The organism is Gottfriedia solisilvae (assembly GCF_002128405.1).
In the GTDB taxonomy this organism is placed as follows: domain Bacteria; phylum Bacillota; class Bacilli; order Bacillales; family Bacillaceae_G; genus Gottfriedia; species Gottfriedia solisilvae.
The window spans coordinates 346,830-367,048 of the sequence record NZ_NETJ01000004.1; the positions used below are offsets into that span (position 1 = coordinate 346,830).

Genomic DNA, 20,219 nt, shown 5'->3' on the forward strand with positions numbered 1-20,219 from the left:
TAAATTTAATTAAACATAATCAACCGGTTGTAATGTTTATAGTAATATAAGTGAAACATTTACTAATAATTTAAACCTGTTGATTAAAATTTTTCATAAATTCTTATGTAATATATAAGATTTACCATTTACTACTTTTGGTGTTACTACTTTTTACAAGTGCACTTAAATGTCTTATCTGAAAAGATAATTGAAGCACAAAAAAAGACGAAACCTCTTTTAAGGCTTCGTCATTCTCTTATTTATTTACTAATGTATAACTAGTTTTAATTGAAGTAGGTACTGTATAGTATTTAACAGCAGTACTTTTCTTGATATACAAACTATTACCTAATTTGTAACCATATTTGTCAGTTCCATAAACACCATTTTCTGCGCCTTTATAAATTGTTTTGTAGTAAGTTAGTTTACCAGATTTTAATTTGTAGATTTTCGTTGTTGCCACAGCAACTGTTTTACCAGTCATACCAGGTTTATATTCAATCTTACCCCACATTACTTTTGGTTGTAAGTTTAATTTATAAGGTACTTGCTCATAGTCACCTTTGTAGTGAGAAACTTTTAAGAAATAAGTTCCTTTTGGTAAAGTAATATTTCCAAGTGAAACATTATTGCTAGAACCAGCTTTTGTATAGAATGTTTTTAAAACTTTATTTTGACTGTTTACTAAAACTGCTTTCAATGCAGTATAAGGCGATTGTGACATGTTTAATGTTACATTTGCTGTAGCAGGCATCGTTAACTTGTACGTATCAATATCAGATTTCCAAGATAAAATTCCATTATAAGCACGCTTTAATGCGACTGGTGTTGCAGTAGTTGTTGTTTCGTTATTCTCTTTTTCAGTATAGTTATCAGCAACGAATTTTGCTTGAGTCGTGTAATATTCGTTTACATCCACATCTTCAACATCGTGTGTAACAACTAAATAGTATGTTCCAGCAGCTACACCTACAGTAAAAATATCATCAACTTCATCTGTATCGTCTGGATCAATTGTCCAATCTTCAACAATTTCAAACTTAGAATTAACTAATAAATAATTTAAAGCAACATACTGAGAATAGCTTCCACGAATTGTTAATTTACCAGTAGATGGAGTCTTAATTTTAAAAACATCATCTGCTTCAAAATCAGTAAATCCACCGTAATATTTATTAAGCACCATTGGAGTTGCAGTTTCAGGGTCATCATTAAGCTCTTTTTCTAAGTAGTCATCAGCCCAGTATAGAACTCGCATACTATACATATTTGAATTATTATCGACGGTACCACTTTCAACATACAATTTAATATAGTATGTTCCAGCAGCTAATCCTTCATAAAATGCATCAATCGATTCTTCGCCTTCTGGTAAAGACCAACTTTGTAGCATTTCATCATTTTCATTGAAAAGTTCGATAGAAGTAACGGCAGTTCTTAATAATGAAGTTTGAACTTTAATTCCTCCATCTTCATTTAATGTAAATTTGTAAAAATCAACATCTTCAGCTGTTTCAAATGTTCCATTACCATAAGCCTCATACGGCAATTCAACATCCCCAGTTGATGTAAAGCCAATATTTGTCGCAGTTTCCTTTGTACCATTTTGTTCTACTTCTGTTGTTTCAGCAGAACCGACTGTAGCAAACCCACCAATAGCTGACAAAGCAAGTGCAAAAGCAGTTACATAAGTTAATAATTTCTTCACGTTGTACTCTCCCTTTGTTGTTATTCTGATATTGAAATTTTTCTTTCCGTTTTATTTTAAGTTAAATTAAGATATTTTAATAGATTAAAATATACCTAATATGATCATTAATTTTTAACTGTATATTACTCGTATAAATACCTTTTATAGTAAATCTAAAAATGATTTTTAGTTCTATATTCCAAATAAAACTTAGTAAACAATTAAAATTTGATTATATTAAAACATACAGCCTAAAATAAAAACAACCTGTTCCAAGTTTTTAGGAACAGGCTGTTTTTTATGTATCAAAAGATGTTTATTGAGTAATCACTTCAACCGTTGTATTATAGGCCGAGTTTGAAAACACTTGAGTAGTATCTAAATAGGTTGCAAATTCTATGATATAAATTCCGGGAGGCAATTTAGTCTCAGATTTTGAAACGATTTTTCCCGTTGCGTCTCTTTCTTCTTCTCCCCAATCAACTGTTTCACCATTCACATCATATAATTCAAAAGAATATTCTCCCTGTAAATTAGCATCTAGTGCATATGATTCTATTTTTACTGTAGATTCTTCAGTTAACAGGAACGCATAATAATCAAAATCATCATTATTACTAATCGTAGCTTTAATATGATTTTTCTTATACTCTAGTATATCAGAATCCTTCGGTAAATCATTTGGTTCTTCCTCTTCTATTGTCCCTTCACCACTTAATGGCGCATAATACAAGCGATTTACATTTAACAATGTATTCGGAGATGTTAATTTTATCTTTTTATAGTAATTGATCGGTATCGCAAGGTTCATATTTTGCCCCTCAATTAAAGTAGCTACATTAATACCAATTACCTCACCAAACTTATTCACAAGCGCACCACCACTATTTCCACTACTAATTGGTGCAGTACTTTGAATGTATGGTGTTGAATCACCATCTAATTTCACAGATTTATTACTAATGATTCCCTCAGTAATTGTATTACTAATTCCTAAAGGGCTACCTAAAGCAAAACTCTTCTCACCAGTCTTAATTGAACTTGAATTACCTAATGTGACTGCTTTTAAATTAGAAACACCATTTATCTTCAATACAGCTAAATCTCGATCGGCATCAAACCCAATTACTTGATTCGTTTTAAATTTTCTTCCATCACTTAAAACAATTACAACGTAACTTGGTTCAATAATATTAGTTATAACATGGTGATTTGTTACTACAACACCATCAGATTTTGTAATTACACCACTACCAGTTTTTAACAACTTATCCTTCGCATCATATAGCTCAATATATACGATAGATGGATTTACCTTTTGAAATACTTCTTGCGTAGTTAAAGCTTTCTTAGAAACAGTAATAGTTGTCACTGCACTATATTTTGTATTAGGAAGATAAGCAGTAACCTTCGCAGAACCCTCTTTAATTCCCTTAACAGTACCAGATTGATTCACTGTAACAATCGTACTCGAACTAGACTTCCACTTTACTTTGGAAAGCTTCGTCCCCGAAACTGAAATTCCAACCTTAACGCTCTTACCAACTTCCAAACTATACTTCGTCTGTTTCATTGTTAATTTAATACCTGCTGCAGAAGCCTGTGGTGAAAAAACAGAAAAACTAAACAATAATGCACAAACACAAATCATTAACAGTTTTTTCATTTCTTTCCTCCTATGTAAGAGCGCAGTAACCTTATGATATAAACATAGATTCTTAGGATATTAGAATTTGATTATATAAGTTAAGGTTAAATTAACCTAGTGTAGGAAGATTTTACCATATAAAAACATGGTAGATATTAACAACTTCCTAACAATTTTAGGACCATAATAGTAATATTTTTTAAACCATACTTAGAAGTATGCTTAATTTTTCATGAGTAATTATTAAAATCTTATTGACTAAAAAATGAAATGGAATGCACTTCTTTATATTTTTCTATTTGTCTAATGTCTACTTTTTCAGTATCTGTAATAGCAAGAATACTACCAACAAATTTTAAATACATTCTAATCAAACATTTGCCATAGTATAAATTTCATTAATAATCTTGATATTGCAAAAAAGCTCTGCAGAGAAAACTCTACAAAGCCTTAGATTAATTATTTAGCTACTCTTGTATTAATGCTTATATATTCAAATGTTAAATATTTAATATCTTAATTAGTTGAAATATGATCGAGTTTATAATAGAAAAGCTCTAAAGAGTAATTAACTCTTTAGAGCTTTTTAACTTATTTATATTGTTGCAATATATTTTATATTATTTAGTTAAAGTTACGTTTGTAACTGTATTTCCAGCTAAGTCAGCAATATTAGAGTTAGCGAATTCAACTGTAATAACATCTGTAAGTTTGAATGCTGTAGCAGAAAGTGCTTTAATTGCTACAACTTTATTAGCTCCACCTAGAGTAAATGGAGTTGTAGTGTCAAGAGCAACTTCGCTTCCGTTTACTTTTACTTTTACTCCAGAAACTGTTCCTGGAAGTGCAGCTAAAACTTCAGAGAAATCAACAGTTAAGTTTTGTCCGTCTACTAGTGTTACTTTTGAAGCTGTTGGAGCAACATTTTCTTTAACAGCAGCAGCAACTACAGAAGTTTTACCTGCTTTAAGAGTGTTTCCATTAGCATCAGTTAAGTTTGCAACTACTAAAGTTCTGTCACCGTTAGCAGTTACGAAACCTGCTGGTAATGTGATAAGAACATTTTTCTTATCTCCAATGAAAGTTAGAGTTGTGCCAGCTGGTAATGTTTCTCCACCTAATTTGTAGTTTGCAGCTACTAGAGCAGAAGTACCCATAGCGTTATTAAATGTTGCTAAAATTTGTCCAGGTGTAGTTGTTTGAGTAGCTGTTGCAAGCTCAACAATTGCACTTGAAGCAGTAGTTCCAGTTACTGTTGCACTAAATGTAACTGAAGATGCTTTATTTAAAGCTACTGAAGTATCAGTTACTTTATCAGCAGCAAGCGTTACTGTATAAGTACCAGCAGTTAATTTTGTACCAGTTACAAATTGAGAACCAGTTAATGGAATTACGATATAGTTTTCTTCATCACCATCAATTTTTCCATTGCCATTAGCATCATAGCTGTCAGCAACAGCACCGATTGCAGATGGGCTAGCAGCTGGATGTAAAACTCCATCAGCATCAACGAATTTGATAGATAAGTCACCTGCAGCAAGTGAAGCATTTTTTACATCTTCATTATATTTAACAATTAATTTGTCATCTTTTGTAGTTGCAGATACAAATGTTGGAGCAGTTTTATCTTTTACTAGTGAAACTGAAGTAGTAGTAGCATCACCAGTTAAACTTGCTTTATCAACAAAACCTTCAACTTTAACAGTGCTATTTAAGAAATCTCCTGCAACACTTGCATTAAAGTCAACTGTAAATTTAGAAGCATCATCTGCATCTTGATGAGCAGTAGTTAAGTAAACTGGAGTTCCTGCTCCTAATGTTACTTTTGCAAATTCATTTGCTCCAGCAACACCATCAAGATCAATTGCTTTTAAATCTTCAGAGAAATCAAATGTTACTTTAGTTCCAGTTACTGAAACAGCAACAGTTGGTTTAACATTGTCAGTTGGTAATGTTAATGCAGTAGAAATTGCATTTGGACTTGTGTAGTTACCTTTAACATCTTTCGCACCAACTAAAGTTAGTGTGTTAGCTTTTCCAGCTACTAAGTTTTTAATTACAAGTTGTTTAGATCCTGCAACAAATGCATCATAGTCTGTACCAGAAGTTAATTGTACACCGTTTAAAGATACAGTTCCTTCTGTTTTTAAAGCTTCAGAGAATGTTACAACAGCTGAAGATCCATCGTAAGTTACACTTGCAATAGAAGGACCAGTTACATCATTTGCAGTAACTAATGATTTGTGTTCTCCCACAAATTTAGTAACATCGTCTCTTAATTTAACTGAGTTTTCAAGTAACTCAACAGCGTAAGTACCATCTAAAAATTCAGTTCCACCAATTACAGTTACAGTAAGAACTTTACCGTCTGCATTTAAAGAACCTTTAAGGTTAGCACCTGATACAGCAGCAGCTGAAGCTGTTCCAGTTACAGTTAAAGCAGTTGGTTTAACAATTCCAGTTGCTGCATCATATAAATCAGATGCATTTACCGCTTTGTTAAATTCAACTTGAAGAGTAGTACCGTTAATTGCAGTTTCCTTTCCAATCGCCCAACAATAAAAAACCGTCTGAACCCTTTAATATCAAGAGATTTAGACGGTTTTTCTAAAGTAATTTTATTAAGGTTAGTTTTACCATTATGGAATAGTCCCTTAATAGATGTCAAATAGTGTGAAAGTGAATAATAGTTACAAAACACGAAAAGAAAGAATAATTTGTGTGGTTAATATTAAATTTCATTTTTTTAAAGAGGAAGTCGTAAAGCATTGTTGTGTGTTTAGTATACATTTGAATACTAAAATTATTCAGCTATATGGCAGTTTAGTTGAAGAACGATGTTATAATGTAAGCATTATATTATGTTCTTATGGAGGAGGGATGGTTGAGGTGAATATACGAAAAAAAAACATTAACCCTAGATTGAAAGATAAGATTAGAAAATGTATCAATCTTTTAAATGTTGAATACAAGGAACTGGACTATACAATCGAATTTTACACAACAAGGGACCAACTGGAGAAAGAGCGAAAAAACAAACCAGATTTAGACGATAAAGCTTATAATCAGATTTTTAACGGAAAATTTGAAACTCCAGCGATTACCCTGGGAGAGAAGAAAATAATCAAGATTTTCTTATTTATGTATGACAACCCTGAAACAGATTTTGACCAATTTATCAAGCTGATAGTAAAGGTTTACCACGAGATACGTCACGCTTGGCAAAATACCAATCATCTTTATGAAAACGAACCAGAAATACTTGACATTGACGCAAACTGGGAAGAGTATGTAAGATTACCTTCTGAGAAAGACGCTTATAAGTTTGAAGAACAACAAATGAACGAGCATATGTTGAAAATATGTGAGATATTTGGGTCTGAGAAAGGGTTCAAGTATACTCTTCACAAGCCCATAAGAGATATAGTTTATTCAGAATGAATGGTTTACTGAGAACTATTTCTTATTCAATTAACGCATGCGTTAGTGAATTAACTTGATCTAAAGGAAGTACTATTATGGATACCAAAATTTTGTACTTTAAAAAATATGAAAGCGAAGTAACTTCTGATGATTATGTGAATTGGGCTATTGCAATGTTATTAAACGGTTACTCAACTTATTCATTAAATATCTTAGCATCACTTAGCGAACCACGTAATATTTTTGAAGTAGAAGAATATTTTAATAGGGCTTTTAAAGAACTAAGTTTAAGAGAACCCACACTTCAAGAATGTGTAGAAAGTTATTTAAGCCATTTAATGCGAAGAATTGTAGACAATGAAAATAATGCTATTGATATTGCTTATAATGAAGTGTATTTCATGGTACGAGATCATTTTATTAATGAGGAACTATCAGTTTGGTATGAAATTAGCGAAATGATCGATGATTACCGTTATGGTGATAACATTGGAAAAATAACAAAAGAAGTTATAATTACTAAAATTGTTGAAGAGGCTAAGAAACATATCAATTAGTAACTTGTTATGCAACTAACGCATGCGTTAGCCATCCATGAATCCTCATATTCACAACAGTGAATGGAAGTTTAAATCGTACTCCCATGGTAGTTGAAGAAGATTCCAAAATTGTTGTTGTAGTAAATGCGGTCATATATGGTTCAAATAGGATAGAAATTGTAGATATTATTTCTGCTTTTCTATCCTTCTTTTTTTTATTATACGGTATGACATTAAATAAAATATTTATGAGTATTACCTATTAAGTATTTATAAAAATTTGCCGATAAAAATATATGTATTATGTACGGTTGAATTCAAAAAAGGAGAGTATTATGGCACGTAGAAGAAGCAAGAAGCAAGAAAAAGCAATCGATGAATTATTGTCTTATTTAACTATTGGAATAGGTGTATATATCTATTATCTTACTAATTCAATATCAACTTCAGTTCTAATAACTAGTTTGCTATTTATATGTTTAATAGCATTTATGTTTATAAAGAAATCCATACGAAATGAACGTTTAAGACAATCTGGAATAAATGAAATTGATAAGATGGATGGAGTAGCGTTTGAAAAATATCTAAAAGAATTATTTGTAAAGATGGGTTACAGTGTAAAGTTGACCAGTGTCACCGGTGATTATGGAGCAGACCTTATTTTAGAAAAAAACAACAAAAAGATCGTTGTTCAAGCAAAACGTTATTCAAAATCAGTTGGCATTAAAGCAGTTCAGGAAGTAAAAAGTGCAATGTCACACTACAAAGCACGCGAAGCATGGGTTGTTTCAAATAGTTTTTATACACAAGCTGCAATTAATTTAGCGAAATCAAATAATGTAAGATTAATTGATAGAAAAGAGTTAATTGAGCAATCTCTGGCTATTAAAAACGCATCAAAGAATAAATAGATCTACATCACATTCAAATGAAGAGAGTTAAGATTTTCTTTTTCCTTATTGTACTAGACTTCGCTAGTACTGGTCATTTAGTTCATGTTACAAAAAAACTCTTGGAATAACTCTGTCCAAGAGGGTGGATTTAATCTAGTAATAAGAATTATGTCATAAATAGACGCACCTATGTTTAGATACATGTTTGGCCAAATTCACATGAACTCATCATATAGTTCTTTTCGTGCATGGTTATACAAACGAGCATAATAACGTGTTTGCTGTGGACTTTCATGACCCAAAAGTGTTTGAATATATTCAAGAGGCATTCCCTTTTGGGCTAGGTGGGCAGCGAATGTATGTCTAAGAGTATGAGGTGTTACCCTAAACCCAAGTTGCTTCGAATAGATTTCCCTGAACCTTTTCCCCACATAGTAAATCTGAATTGGTCGGTCTGCATACTTCGGACTTACAAACACATATGGAACATCATCCATTCGAGTGTCCAAATATGCTTTTAAATGTACTTCACACTCCTTTGTAAATAATACAATTCTCCCTTTTTTTCGCTTTCCTTTTTGAATCTGAATGGTTCGTTCATTCCAATAAATATCCTCTCTTCTCATATTAGAAAGTTCACTGATTCTCATCCCAGTGGCGTATAAAACCTCAATGATAGCTCTTTCCGCCAGAATACGTTTATTTACTAATTGTCTTAGTTTTGTAAGGTCGGTTAAAGATAAATAAAAGGGTTTTGATTCTTCCATCTTAATTGAAATCCCCACAGCAGGATTAGTTGAAAGAATTCCCTCTTCACAGCAATACGTAAAGAATGTTTTTAATCCTCCAAGCTTTGATGAGATTGTCTGAGGTTTATAGCCCTTTTCCGAAAGATAATATAGCCAAAGACGAATATGTTTTTTGTTTAGGGTATCGATGGACTTTCCACTGTGTTCTATTAACTGTTTCACACTCAATAAGTATAATTCCACCGATTTTGGATCTAAACAGAACTGATAATCTAATTCAAATTGATTAATACATGTTTCGCAATCCATTTTCTTCCCCCTTACCCCATATATTTTCTATACATTGAAATAATCTCCCGTTTTGGAAGACGGGCATATACCTGTGTCGTCATTAGATTTGAATGTCCTAACTCATCTGCTATAAAGGACAATTCTGCCCCTTTTGCTAATAAATCAGTTGCAAAAGTATGTCTTAGTCGATGAGGATGGAGAGTTCCTCTTAAACCCACTTCCTTGCCCAACTTTACTAAAAGTTTTCGCATTGTATCTGCTGAAAGTCGGTGAAAATCCCCATTTAAGGTCACAAAGAGGGCAGATTCGTTGTCTTTTCGAGAATCTAGGTAGCGTTCTAAAAGGAGACTACACTTTACAGAGAAATGAACTTGTCGATATTTTCTTCCTTTCCCCAAGACGAGTACAGTCCTTTTTTCGAAATCAATATTTTCCCGTTCAATATTATGAACTTCTCCAATTCTACATCCAGATGTAAGCAAAAATTCGAACAAGGCACGGTTTCTTATGTTTTCTTTCTCCATACGTTGTTGTACCTTTACTATTTCTTCCTTTTCTAGATACTTTGGGACAGGTTGCGGAAGTCGCGGAAACCATCTCGATTTGATCGGCGAACTTTCTAGATAATCTTCTTCGATACAAAATGCATAGAAACATTTTAGATCACTTATATAATTAGAAATTGTTTTTTCTTTCTTACCTTTAGATACCTTTTTAATTTTTTCTAGAATTTCATTCGATTTAAGGTTAGAAAAAAGTTCTTCTTCTTCTCTAAAAAAAGATTGCAAAAAATTTCTTCTACCCAAAATGGTACCTTTGCTATAATTCGAAACTTTCAAACTTAATAAATACTCATTCAGAACTTCTTCATTGTTTTGGTTGGGTAACGAAATAACAACCCAGTATTTTTCTGGAACTTCATCTTTCTTTAGAATCCCTTCGAATATCGTTTGAATATTAGGTGATTTCTCTAGATGGCATTTCTCCACACAAAAATTAATAAAAGAACGCATGTAAGAAATATAAATATTGACCTTTTCTTTCATACAATTAATTTTATGAACCTCCAAGTAGTCTTTTATATCATCAGAAGTGAGGGCTGAGATTTTTTCCTCTCTAGTCTCTAAAAATGATTGCAAGAACTCTCGAATATTGACAATTGTTGATTTACTTTTATTCGCTTCTTTCAGACTTAATAAAAATGAATTGAGTCGCTTTTGATTTTCATCATTAGATATTGATATATTTGTTTCCCAATACCTTTCACTTTTTTCATTCCTTATAGGCTTTGTTTCCATATACTGTTTTTCTACACAAAAACCGTAAAATGAGCTTAGTCCTACTAAATAACTACGAATTGTATTTTTCGTCCGTATCTTTCGACGTTCTTCGATTAACTTATTGATATCATTAGATGTAATTAATAAATAACTTACTTTTCTGTCCTTAAAAAATTCTTGCAAAATATACTTGTAGTTCATTATTGTTTTTGCACTTTTGTTTTCTCTCTTCAAATTTAGTAAAAACTCATTAACCACGATCTCATTCTCCGCATTACCTAACTGTACATCCACCTTCCAGTATGTTTTCATATATTTTCATTTCCTCTTTCTTATATCTGGTATCGGTCATACTGTTTTTTACGGGCATGTTCCATTAAACGTGTATAGATACGGGTACTATTAATATTGACGTGACCTAGTAATTCCTGAATATAACTTTGTGGCATATTTTTTTCTGCTAAATGTGCAGCAAAAGTATGTCGCATAGTATGAGGAACTACTCTAAATCCCAACTTTTTTGTGAACTCTTTAAAGCGTACTTCAACCGTTAGTCGACTTAGTATACCGCCACGTTGGTTACAAAATAGATATTCACTTTCAATTTTTCGATCTTGAAGATACGCTTTTAATCTTTCGGAACATTCATGAGTAAATAATACAAAGCGTTCCTTATTTCCCTTACCTTTTCGAATCCAAATTTGCCTTGTGTCCCATTTTATATCTTCTAACTTAATATTAAGTAGTTCGCTGATTCTAACTCCTGTTGTGTATAACGCTTCTACAAATGCTCTGTCTCTTTTGTTATCTCTTGTTAATTCTTGAAGTAGTGCAACTTGCCGTCTACTCAAATAATATGGAAGTGAATCATCAATCTGAGGTGTTTTTACGATAAGTGTTGGATCTTTTTTAACAATATTTTCTTCCTTGCAGTACTGGTAAAATGATTTTAGGGCGGTTAGTTTTAGATGTATTGAGCGTGGTTTTAATCCTTTTTCTTCCATTGAAGCAAGCCATGTACGTATATCAATTGGTTTCACTTCATCATATTGCTTCTTACTAAATTCAAAAAATTGTTTAAGGGAAATCTTGTAACTTCGGGTTGTTTCAGAACTAAAACGAGCTTGATAATCGTTTAGGAAAGATTGTTGAGCATCCATATTCATATTTATCTACTCCATTCTATTTTGATAAGCAGATATCATTTCTTCCGTTGGTATTTGTGAATAAATACGTGTTGTATTCAAATCGTTATGCCCCAGTTCATCCGCGATAAATTGAAGATCTGCGCCTCTTGCTAACATGTTTGTTGCAAAGGTGTGTCGACAAAGATGGGGGTATAGCTTTTGGTTTAATCCTGCCTTTTTACCAAGTTTTCTAGTAATCTCATAGATTCCTTCTGGTCCAAGTCGATTACCAAATTTATTGATAAATAACGCTTCATTTCCATCATTTGTCCTTTCACTTAAGTATTCTTTTAATACAAGTGCGCACTCTTCTGAAAAATGAACAGAACGAATCTTCTTTCCTTTTCCTTTTACTTCAGCAGTTCGTTTCTCTAAATTGACATTATGAATTGATAAGTTAGAAACTTCTGATTTACGACATCCCGAGGAAAAGAGAAATAAAATGATTGCTCGATCACGATGAGATAATTCTTCGGCAGTTAATTTCACCCTAGCATATTCTTGTTCACTTAAATAACGCGGGAGTGTTTGGGGCAATTTTGGTCTCCATCGTTTTTTAATCAGCATGGTATCCAGATATTCCTCTGCAAGACAAAATTTAAAAAATGAAGATAATGTAGAAATATACAGTTTAACTGACTTTGGTTTTTTACCTGTAGAAAACTCTTTTAAGTATCCAAAAACATCATTTGAAGTTAATAGATTAAGAGGTATAATGCAATTACTAAAAAATCGCTCTAGTATCGATCTATATTTCACTATTGTCGCTTCTGCTTTATTCTCAAGTTTTAAACTTAACAAGTACTCATTTATGATTTCTCTGGTTTTCAATGGGACAATTTCGTGTTTACTTTGCCAATATTTATTTTCCATTTTCTATTAACCTCATTTCTATTATTTTGTAAAACTTAAAAATATGATAATTACCATTGTTTACTGATATTCACTTTTTAAACAACAATTAATAAATTAATTTTAATTAGATATAATTCAACTAAAATATGCTTGGAAGTAATAGTGTTTCTTCTATTTAAACTATGAAGATCTTTTTCTAAAATTAGATAGATTATCTAAAACATTGAGGTTAGAATGAATGTTGAGGAGTTAATTTACATAGAAGCCAGACATATATTTTTCATTAACAGTAAATTAAATATATTTAGGAGACGGGCTGTAAACAATGGAAATAAAAGAGAAAATTAAAGTACTAATTGAACATGGTTATGAAAACAACTTTCTTGATTTTAAACTTAAGCAGTACCCAGCTAAAGTAACACCAGATTTAATAAAAGATGTTATGGCCATGGCTAATTCACCATTTGAAGAAGATAAGTTCATTATCATGGGGGTTAATGATGACTCTGAAGTAATTGGAATAGAAAACGATATTGAATTAGTAGATTCATCAATTTATCAAAATATAATCTTGCAATATATAGAACCTGATATAACTATAGATTACTTTAAATATATTTACGGAGACAAAATTCTAGGAATCCTAAAAATTGATCATAAAAATAACAATCAACCTTATTTAATAAAAAAAGAACTACCTACCTTAAAGATTGGAAGTTGTTTAATTAGAAAGGGGAGTCAAAATGCTCCTGCCAATAGAAGGGACTTCGATAATTTTTATATAAAAAAAGAAAAATTTGAAGTAGATATATTAGACCCGAGCCTACGTGCAGTAAATGATGAACTTGCTGTCGCTTTTCTTGAGGTCTCAATAAAGAATTATACTTCGTTACCAGTGACCATAGTAGGTGGTACTCTATACATTATGAATGAAAATAACCAACAACTTTCGAGACATTCTATTTATGGATTTGAAAATTTTATAGGTGCAGATTTTAAATTGGCACTTTCTCCAAAATCCGAAATGGTGGGGGATTTATACCTAGGCTTTGAATCATCGGATTGTCTTAGACTAAATTTAGACGAATACGGTACTACTAACCAAAAATTTCTTTTCAAATTGGTACTTTTTGATACAAATAACGGTGAGTATATTATTGAAGAAAAAGATGCTTCGGTATACGCCTTGGGTAAATTTTTATGGAAAGTTAAACAAAAGAAAAAAGGTATTGAGCAGTTATAATTTTATGCTCAATACCTTTTCTTTAATTTTTGAATCCGATGATATACACAATATAATTGACTTTTGAGTACTAGCCATTAGTGTCTTCAACAAATAGCGTTAGTTTCATAAGCCAGTGAATCTATTCTTTATTTTTTAGTGCTGCATATCCACGGTAATAGTAAAAAGTTGTCTTAATCATCATACGAAAAAGCCTATCGAATTTTCGATAGGCTTTTATCATAATTAATATTATTTTTGAACGTTTACAACTGTACCAGTTGTTAGTAAGTTACCAGCAAGGTCAGTAACGTCACCTGTATCAACAGCTTTTACAGTGATAACACTGCTAGCTAATTGTTGAGCAGTAACAGCAGTTGTTAAGTTAAGTTCAAATTTATTATCGTTAGCAACAGTTCCTACACCTTGAGTTACATTAGCTAATGATACTTTTTGACCATCAATGTAAACTTCGAAATCTGTAGTGCCAATTGTTGAATCCTTAATGTACTCGCTGAATGTTAATTCAAGAGTATCTCCATCAACTAGTTTACCAGTAGATAATACAGGTTTAACGTTTTCTGTAAACTTTTCAACGTTTGTAGTTGCGTTAATAGCAACATTGTTTTCACCAGTTACTAAACTACTTACTGTGAAGTTACGATCTCCAGTAATTCCAACTACTCCGTCTTTAATTGTTAATTTTACTAAAGTTTTATCTCCAACAAATACAGCATCTTTGAAAATAGATACTCCATCAACTGTATAGTTATTTGGATTTAAAGCAGCTGCTGACATGTTATGTGAGTACTTAACATAAACAGTGTTTAATGCAACTGTGTCTGCACCCATAAGCTCACCAGGAACGTATACATTTTGTACAGATGGTTTTGTTGTATCAGCTGAAGAGCTTAATGAGAAGTTTACTGAAATAGCCTTATCATTTTTAACTCCAGCGTTAGCAACAAAGTTAACTGGTAAAGATAATGTATAGTTTCCAGCTTCTTTGCCAGTTACTTTGATTTTTACTTTTTTGTTATCAACTAAGTCTACTTTAACATCTGTAGCTTCAGTGATAGCAGCATTATCTACAACTTTATAAATATTTTCTGGTGTTACGTAAGAACCAGTTACTTCTAAAGTAGTATCTAATGTTACAGCTTTATCAAAAGATAACACTGCGAATGTATCGTTTCCTTCTTTAACAAGAGAAGTCGCTTGTAATGTTGGAGCAGAATTTGAGAATGAAAGTACTTTAGTTACTGCAGAACCATCATTACCAACTAAATCCTCGTAACCTGAAATATTGATTGAATGTACTGCACCATTTACTACTGCTACACCAAGAGATGATTCTAATCCAGTAATTGTTAATGTATTAGTTTTAGCATCAAAAGTTTGAACAGTAGCTGCAGATGAATCATAGCCATCTACTTTAACTACAGTTTTAGCACCGATTGATTTTACTGCTTCAGAGAATTGTACTTGGATAGATCCAACAGCATTTGCAGTAATTGAAGTAATTGTTGGTACTACAACATCAGTTGCAGCATTTTTAACAGCAACTTCAATTGGAGTTGCAATTAAGTTACCAGATTGGTCTTTTGCACCTGTTACAACAACTTTGTACTCTTTGTTTGCATCAAGTGCAGTAAGAGAAATAAAGCTTTGTCCAGCAGTATGTGCAACTGTGTATACAGTTGATGTTACATCAGTTAGACCGTCATAAACTTTTACAGTTCCAATAGTACTTAATTCTTCAGTAAAGTGTACTTCAGCTTTTCCAGGAGCTGTGTATTTTACTTCAGATAATGCTGGACGTACAGTGTCACTAAAAGTTAATGTTTGTGTATATTTAGCAGTTTTAACATTAGCATCTGCTTTAGTTGCAATTTCAGATACAGTTGTTACAAACGTAGTATCATTAGCAATTGCACCTGATAATGTAACAACTACAGTTTTATTATCTTCTTGTAGTTCATAAGCTGTTGCAGTTACAGCATTACCGTCTTTGTCTTTTAATCCAACAAAAGTATAGTTACCAGCTGTTTCTGCAGCTGTTTCATTTACTTCTTTATTAAATTTAACTTGAAGTTTAGTAGCGTTAATTGCAGTTACACTAGCAACTTTTGGAGAAGCTAATTCTTCAATTTTAGCTAAAGCGTCAGCTTTCATTTTGTCAGCAGCAGCTTTGAATTCAGTTTTCTTAGCTTCTGTTTTTACTTTAGCGATTAAAGCAAGTACATCAGCGTATGCTTTTTCTACTTGTTCTTTAGTAGTTTCAGCAGTTACTGGTACTTGAGCAGCAGCTTTTAAGAAAGCGTCTACAGCAGCGATTGCTTTTGCTTCGTTTTCAGCAGCAACGATTACTGTTTGGTAGTATTTGTTGATAGCAGCTGATTTCTTAGCTACTTTAGCAGTTAAAGAAGCTTTTAATTTAGCGTCTTTTTTGCTTGTTAATTTAGCAACTTTAGCTAAAGCTGCTTTTTTAACTTTAGCAGAGTTAGAAACGTCCGCTTTAGTTTTTACTGATAATTTGTAGTATCCGTCTACCGCTTTCGTCGCGTCTTGAGCCGGAGTTAATTTTGCAGCAGCTACAGGAGCTACAGCAGATGCTACCATTGCAGCTGTTAAAGCTGTAGTAACGATTTTTTTGTTTTTGTTAAATGCCATTCTAGTGTTCCTCCCTGTGATCTTATGTAGTATTTTACTAGAATAAAAGATGCATTCTCCTACTCTAGGTATTAACTCAATTGTAGGTAAATATCTCTATCCCCTACTGTCAAATTTACAAATTTTGTAAGAATTTGACATAATTTACTAAATGGTTAACAACGCTAGTATACAACAATTAAATCGAAATTTGTACAAAAAATTTTAAATATTAGTAATAATTTTATATTACAAACTTTTCAGTTTTGTTACAAACGCTTTGTTGTACACTTAATACATCGTCATTAATAGTCATATTTGTAGTCTTTTTTTAAACTTTTTTATTAAATTCTAAAAGATAAGTCCTTTATCCTACTTTTGTCGAAAAATTTTTGTGAAATCAGTTCCCTTTTTCACTATTTTCACCGAATTCAAATTTTTTCTAGTTCGAGAAGAGCAGAACTTATGTTACATTAATAGAATAGAAACGATATAGATTACCATCTTAGGAGGGAACATCCTTGATCCAATCATTGCAAAAAATAATTGGCAATCGAAAATTAAAAGAATATGAAAAACTAGTTTCTGATATAAATGCACTTGAATCTTTCTTTGAAGATCAAACTGATGAGGCTTTACGTGAGTTTACTTATACATGGAAACAAAAAATTAATAATAATGAAGCAACGATTCATGATTTGAAAGTTGAAGCGTTTGCTTTAGTACGTGAAGCTTCAAAAAGAGTACATGGCATGCGTCACTATGATGTACAGTTAATTGGTGGTCTTTCATTATTAGATGGAAACATTTCTGAAATGCCGACTGGTGAAGGAAAAACATTAGTTTCTTCATTACCAGCTTATACACGTGCACTTGAAGGAAAAGGTGTTCATATTATTACTGTAAATGAATATTTAGCTCGTCGTGACTCCGAGCAAATTGGCCAAATTCATGAATTTTTAGGACTAACTGTAGGATTAAATATTCCAGACCTTTCAATAGAAGAAAAAAAATCTGCATATAACGCTGATATTACATATGGTATCGGTACCGAATTCGGATTTGACTATTTACGTGACAATATGGTGAGTTCACCTGAGGAACAAGTACAACGTCCGTTCAATTATGCAATCATTGATGAAATTGATTCGGTATTAATAGATGAAGCAAAAACGCCATTAATAATTGCTGGTAAAAAATCAGCACAATCACATTTATATTTACTATGTGCCAGATTTATTCGTACTTTTAAAAGAGATACGGATTATTTATATGATGAAGAGTCAAAAGCAATCGCTTTAACAGAGGATGGTATTTCAAAAGTAGAAAGAGCTTTCTCAATTGATAACTTATATGACTTAGAACATATGACTCTTTTCCATTATGTTCATAACGCTTTACGTGCTGAAGTTTTGTTTGAACGTGATGTAGACTATATTGTTCGAGATGGAGAAATTCAATTAATCGATTTATTCACTGGTCGTATTATGGAAGGCCGTTCACTTAGCAATGGTTTGCATCAAGCGATTGAGGCAAAAGAAGGATTAGAATCAACAGAAGAAAATCATACTGTTGCTTCTGTAACAATTCAAAATTACTTCCGTATGTATCCAATCCTATCTGGTATGACAGGAACTGGTAAAACTGAAGCAAAAGAATTTTTACAAGTTTATAATATGGAAGTTATTCAAATCCCTACAAATCGTCCGGTTATTCGTATTGATCATGAAGATGCGATTTTCGCTAAGACAGAGCAAAAGTTAAAAGCAGTTATTACAGATGTGAAAACGCGTCATGCAAAAGGACAACCAATATTAATAGGAACAACATCTATTCGCCAATCTGAAATTGTTGCTGAGTTATTAGAAAAGGAAAGTATCTCATTCCAATTACTAAATGCTAAGCACGTTGAAAAAGAAGCAGAAATGATCGCACTTGCTGGCCAAAAAGGAATGATTACCATTTCTACAAACATGGCTGGTCGTGGTACTGATATTTCACTTGGTGAAGGTGTTCCTGAACTAGGCGGATTACATGTTATTGGGACAGAGCGTCATGAAAGTGAACGTATTGATCTTCAATTAAAAGGTCGTGCTGGTCGTCAAGGCGATCCTGGTTCATCACAATTCTACTTATCATTAGAGGATGAATTATTTGTCCGTTACAATCATGAAAAACTAGAAAAATATGTGAAACAAGTAAAAGTAGATGAAAATGGCAAAGTACTAAATTCTACGATTCAAGAGTTTGTTTCTACAACACAACGTCTATGTGAAGGAAATCAATACTCTATTCGTGAATGGCAGCTTAAATTAGATGGCGTTGCAAATGAACACCGTCGTGTTATGTACGAATTCCGTAACAATCTACTAATTAATGATATCGATTTAGACTGGTTAACAAAACAAGTAGACCAAACAATTGAAAAATCACTGAAGATCTACTATCCAGAAAATAGTGTTGTGGAAGAATGGGATCAATTAGAAGGTAAAACTGCTCTTGAACAACTAATTCCACCACTTCGTATTGATACTGAGCATTTAGAAGATGAACAAGATGCTTGGCAAGTTGTTAGTGAAGCGCTTGCTGTTTATAAAGATCTTCTAAATAATCTTGATGAAGAATTAAAGGAATCTGTTGTGAGCTTAATGAAATATACAGCTTTAGAGATTGTTGATCAATATTGGACTGAGCATTTAGATCACTTACAAAATCTAATAGAAGGAATTCATTTAAGACAATATCAACAAGAAGACCCTATTCGTCTATATGAGTTCGACGGTTTCAAACTATTTGAAACAACTTTTTACCATATCCAACGAGAAATTTCTGTAAATCTTGCTTCGACATTTCAAGATTTAAGTAACCCAGCACTTGAGGAGGAAGAAGAACATGTTTTCATCGATTAAGCGTTTATTACAAAAAGGTAAAGACTCAACTGTTTCTTCGAATGATTTATTACACGATTCTTCTAAAGCTCTACCTGAACAAACTGAACAAGAAGCAGTGGAAGAAATTTTTCCTAAAATCTCATTTCATCCTTTAATGTATATTGAGGATGAAACTCGCTATGTTTATCAATTTTTAAATAATGAATTGCCTCCATTACAACCTAACCAATTGTCATTGTCTGCCATTGATATTGAAGTTGATGAAGAAGGTGCAATGGTAACGGCATTCATTCGAAATAGCCTAGCAAAATCTATTCTATTACAAGATGTTAACTTATTGCTTTTAAGCGAAGAAAGAGAGCTATTAGCTAGAAAAGAATTTAGCTTAGAAGAGCTTGGGGAATTACCTGCTTCTAGTAGTCGTCCTTGGCGTTTCTACTTTGAACGTGAAACACTATTAAAAGAAGAGCTTCCTAAATCAGGATTCCAATTAGCATTTGATTTAACAAAAAATGAGCATAAGTTAGACCTAGAACCAACTTGGGAAGCACAATTATCAGATGTGCAAAAAGAGGAATTAACGAAACTTGTTGCCTCATTACCTAAGCTTGGTGAAAACGAACTATGCTTACACTCAATTTCTGCTAGTTTAAAAGAGGATGGAAACTTAGCTGCAACATTATTAATTCGAAATGGATCAAAACAAGCTGTAAACCTTGAAGTATTACCATTAGAATTATTTGATGAGAACTTTGAAATCATCGCACGTGGTTCATTTACACTTGCACCACTTACTATTTTGCCGAATACAAGTAAGCCATGGACGTTTATCTTCCCGGCTAGCTTGGTTGAAAAGCAAGAATTTACTAAATGGAGTGTAAGAATTCCAAATGAACAAATGATTTAATGCAAGAAGC

Annotated in this window: 14 protein-coding genes; 6 read left to right on the plus strand and 8 right to left on the minus strand. The window is 32.3% G+C overall.

Going from position 1 to position 20,219, the window contains the following annotated elements; genetic code table 11:
- Positions 1–238 precede the first annotated feature (238 nt).
- The 3 genes from CAB05_RS14975 to CAB05_RS14985 all read right to left on the minus strand — a co-directional run bounded on the left by CAB05_RS14975 (position 239) and on the right by CAB05_RS14985 (position 5,575).
- The gene (locus CAB05_RS14975) at positions 239–1,690 is read right to left on the minus strand and encodes a pre-peptidase C-terminal domain-containing protein (RefSeq protein WP_088001190.1); all 1,452 of its coding nucleotides are present in this window, start codon (positions 1,688–1,690) and stop codon (positions 239–241) included.
- A 298-nt stretch (positions 1,691–1,988) separates the two neighbouring features.
- Positions 1,989–3,338, minus strand: coding sequence for a S1C family serine protease (locus CAB05_RS14980; protein WP_088001192.1), 1,350 nt, complete (start codon positions 3,336–3,338; stop codon positions 1,989–1,991).
- Between the two features lie 602 nt (positions 3,339–3,940).
- Positions 3,941–5,575 carry a hypothetical protein gene (locus tag CAB05_RS14985; protein WP_088001194.1) on the minus strand — a complete coding sequence of 545 codons (1,635 nt, stop codon included), beginning with the start codon at positions 5,573–5,575 and terminating at the stop codon, positions 3,941–3,943.
- A 535-nt stretch (positions 5,576–6,110) separates the two neighbouring features.
- On the opposite strand from CAB05_RS14985, the gene CAB05_RS14990 reads away from it, so the two are divergent.
- From CAB05_RS14990 to CAB05_RS15000, 3 genes are all read left to right on the plus strand, one after another.
- Positions 6,111–6,761: a hypothetical protein gene (locus CAB05_RS14990; RefSeq protein ID WP_158093286.1), complete on the plus strand. Its 651-nt coding sequence runs from the start codon at positions 6,111–6,113 to the stop codon at positions 6,759–6,761.
- Positions 6,762–6,838: 77 nt separating this feature from the next.
- The gene (locus tag CAB05_RS14995) at positions 6,839–7,300 is read left to right on the plus strand and encodes a hypothetical protein (protein WP_088001199.1); all 462 of its coding nucleotides are present in this window, start codon (positions 6,839–6,841) and stop codon (positions 7,298–7,300) included.
- A 317-nt stretch (positions 7,301–7,617) separates the two neighbouring features.
- A complete protein-coding gene (locus CAB05_RS15000; RefSeq protein WP_235821511.1) occupies positions 7,618–8,193 on the plus strand; it encodes a restriction endonuclease in 576 nt (191 codons plus the stop codon).
- 197 nt (positions 8,194–8,390) lie between these two features.
- Here the strand turns inward: CAB05_RS15000 and CAB05_RS15005 are convergent, their stop codons facing one another.
- The 4 genes from CAB05_RS15005 to CAB05_RS15020 are packed head-to-tail and all read right to left on the minus strand — an operon-like array spanning position 8,391 to position 12,555.
- Entirely contained in the window at positions 8,391–9,233 is an 843-nt protein-coding gene (locus tag CAB05_RS15005; RefSeq protein ID WP_088001202.1) for a tyrosine-type recombinase/integrase, read from the minus strand.
- Positions 9,234–9,244: 11 nt separating this feature from the next.
- Positions 9,245–10,807 (minus strand): site-specific integrase, encoded by a 1,563-nt coding sequence (locus tag CAB05_RS22505; RefSeq protein ID WP_235821512.1) that lies wholly within the window; start codon positions 10,805–10,807, stop codon positions 9,245–9,247.
- Positions 10,808–10,827: 20 nt separating this feature from the next.
- Positions 10,828–11,661, minus strand: a complete 834-nt coding sequence (gene xerA / locus CAB05_RS15015; RefSeq protein ID WP_088001205.1) for a site-specific tyrosine recombinase/integron integrase — start codon at positions 11,659–11,661, stop codon at positions 10,828–10,830.
- A gap of 6 nt (positions 11,662–11,667) precedes the next feature.
- Positions 11,668–12,555: a tyrosine-type recombinase/integrase gene (locus CAB05_RS15020; protein ID WP_088001207.1), complete on the minus strand. Its 888-nt coding sequence runs from the start codon at positions 12,553–12,555 to the stop codon at positions 11,668–11,670.
- 307 nt (positions 12,556–12,862) lie between these two features.
- On the opposite strand from CAB05_RS15020, the gene CAB05_RS15025 reads away from it, so the two are divergent.
- Positions 12,863–13,780, plus strand: a complete 918-nt coding sequence (locus tag CAB05_RS15025) for an AlbA family DNA-binding domain-containing protein (protein ID WP_088001209.1) — start codon at positions 12,863–12,865, stop codon at positions 13,778–13,780.
- Positions 13,781–14,011: 231 nt separating this feature from the next.
- Here the strand turns inward: CAB05_RS15025 and CAB05_RS15030 are convergent, their stop codons facing one another.
- Positions 14,012–16,432 (minus strand): hypothetical protein, encoded by a 2,421-nt coding sequence (locus tag CAB05_RS15030; protein ID WP_088001212.1) that lies wholly within the window; start codon positions 16,430–16,432, stop codon positions 14,012–14,014.
- Between the two features lie 500 nt (positions 16,433–16,932).
- Between CAB05_RS15030 and secA2 the strand changes: the two genes are divergently transcribed.
- Positions 16,933–19,320 (plus strand): accessory Sec system translocase SecA2, encoded by a 2,388-nt coding sequence (gene secA2, locus CAB05_RS15035; protein WP_088001214.1) that lies wholly within the window; start codon positions 16,933–16,935, stop codon positions 19,318–19,320.
- Positions 19,304–20,209, plus strand: coding sequence for an accessory Sec system S-layer assembly protein (locus tag CAB05_RS15040; protein ID WP_088001216.1), 906 nt, complete (start codon positions 19,304–19,306; stop codon positions 20,207–20,209). Before secA2 ends, CAB05_RS15040 begins: the two co-directional genes overlap by 17 nt.
- The last annotated feature ends 10 nt before the right edge of the window (positions 20,210–20,219 follow it).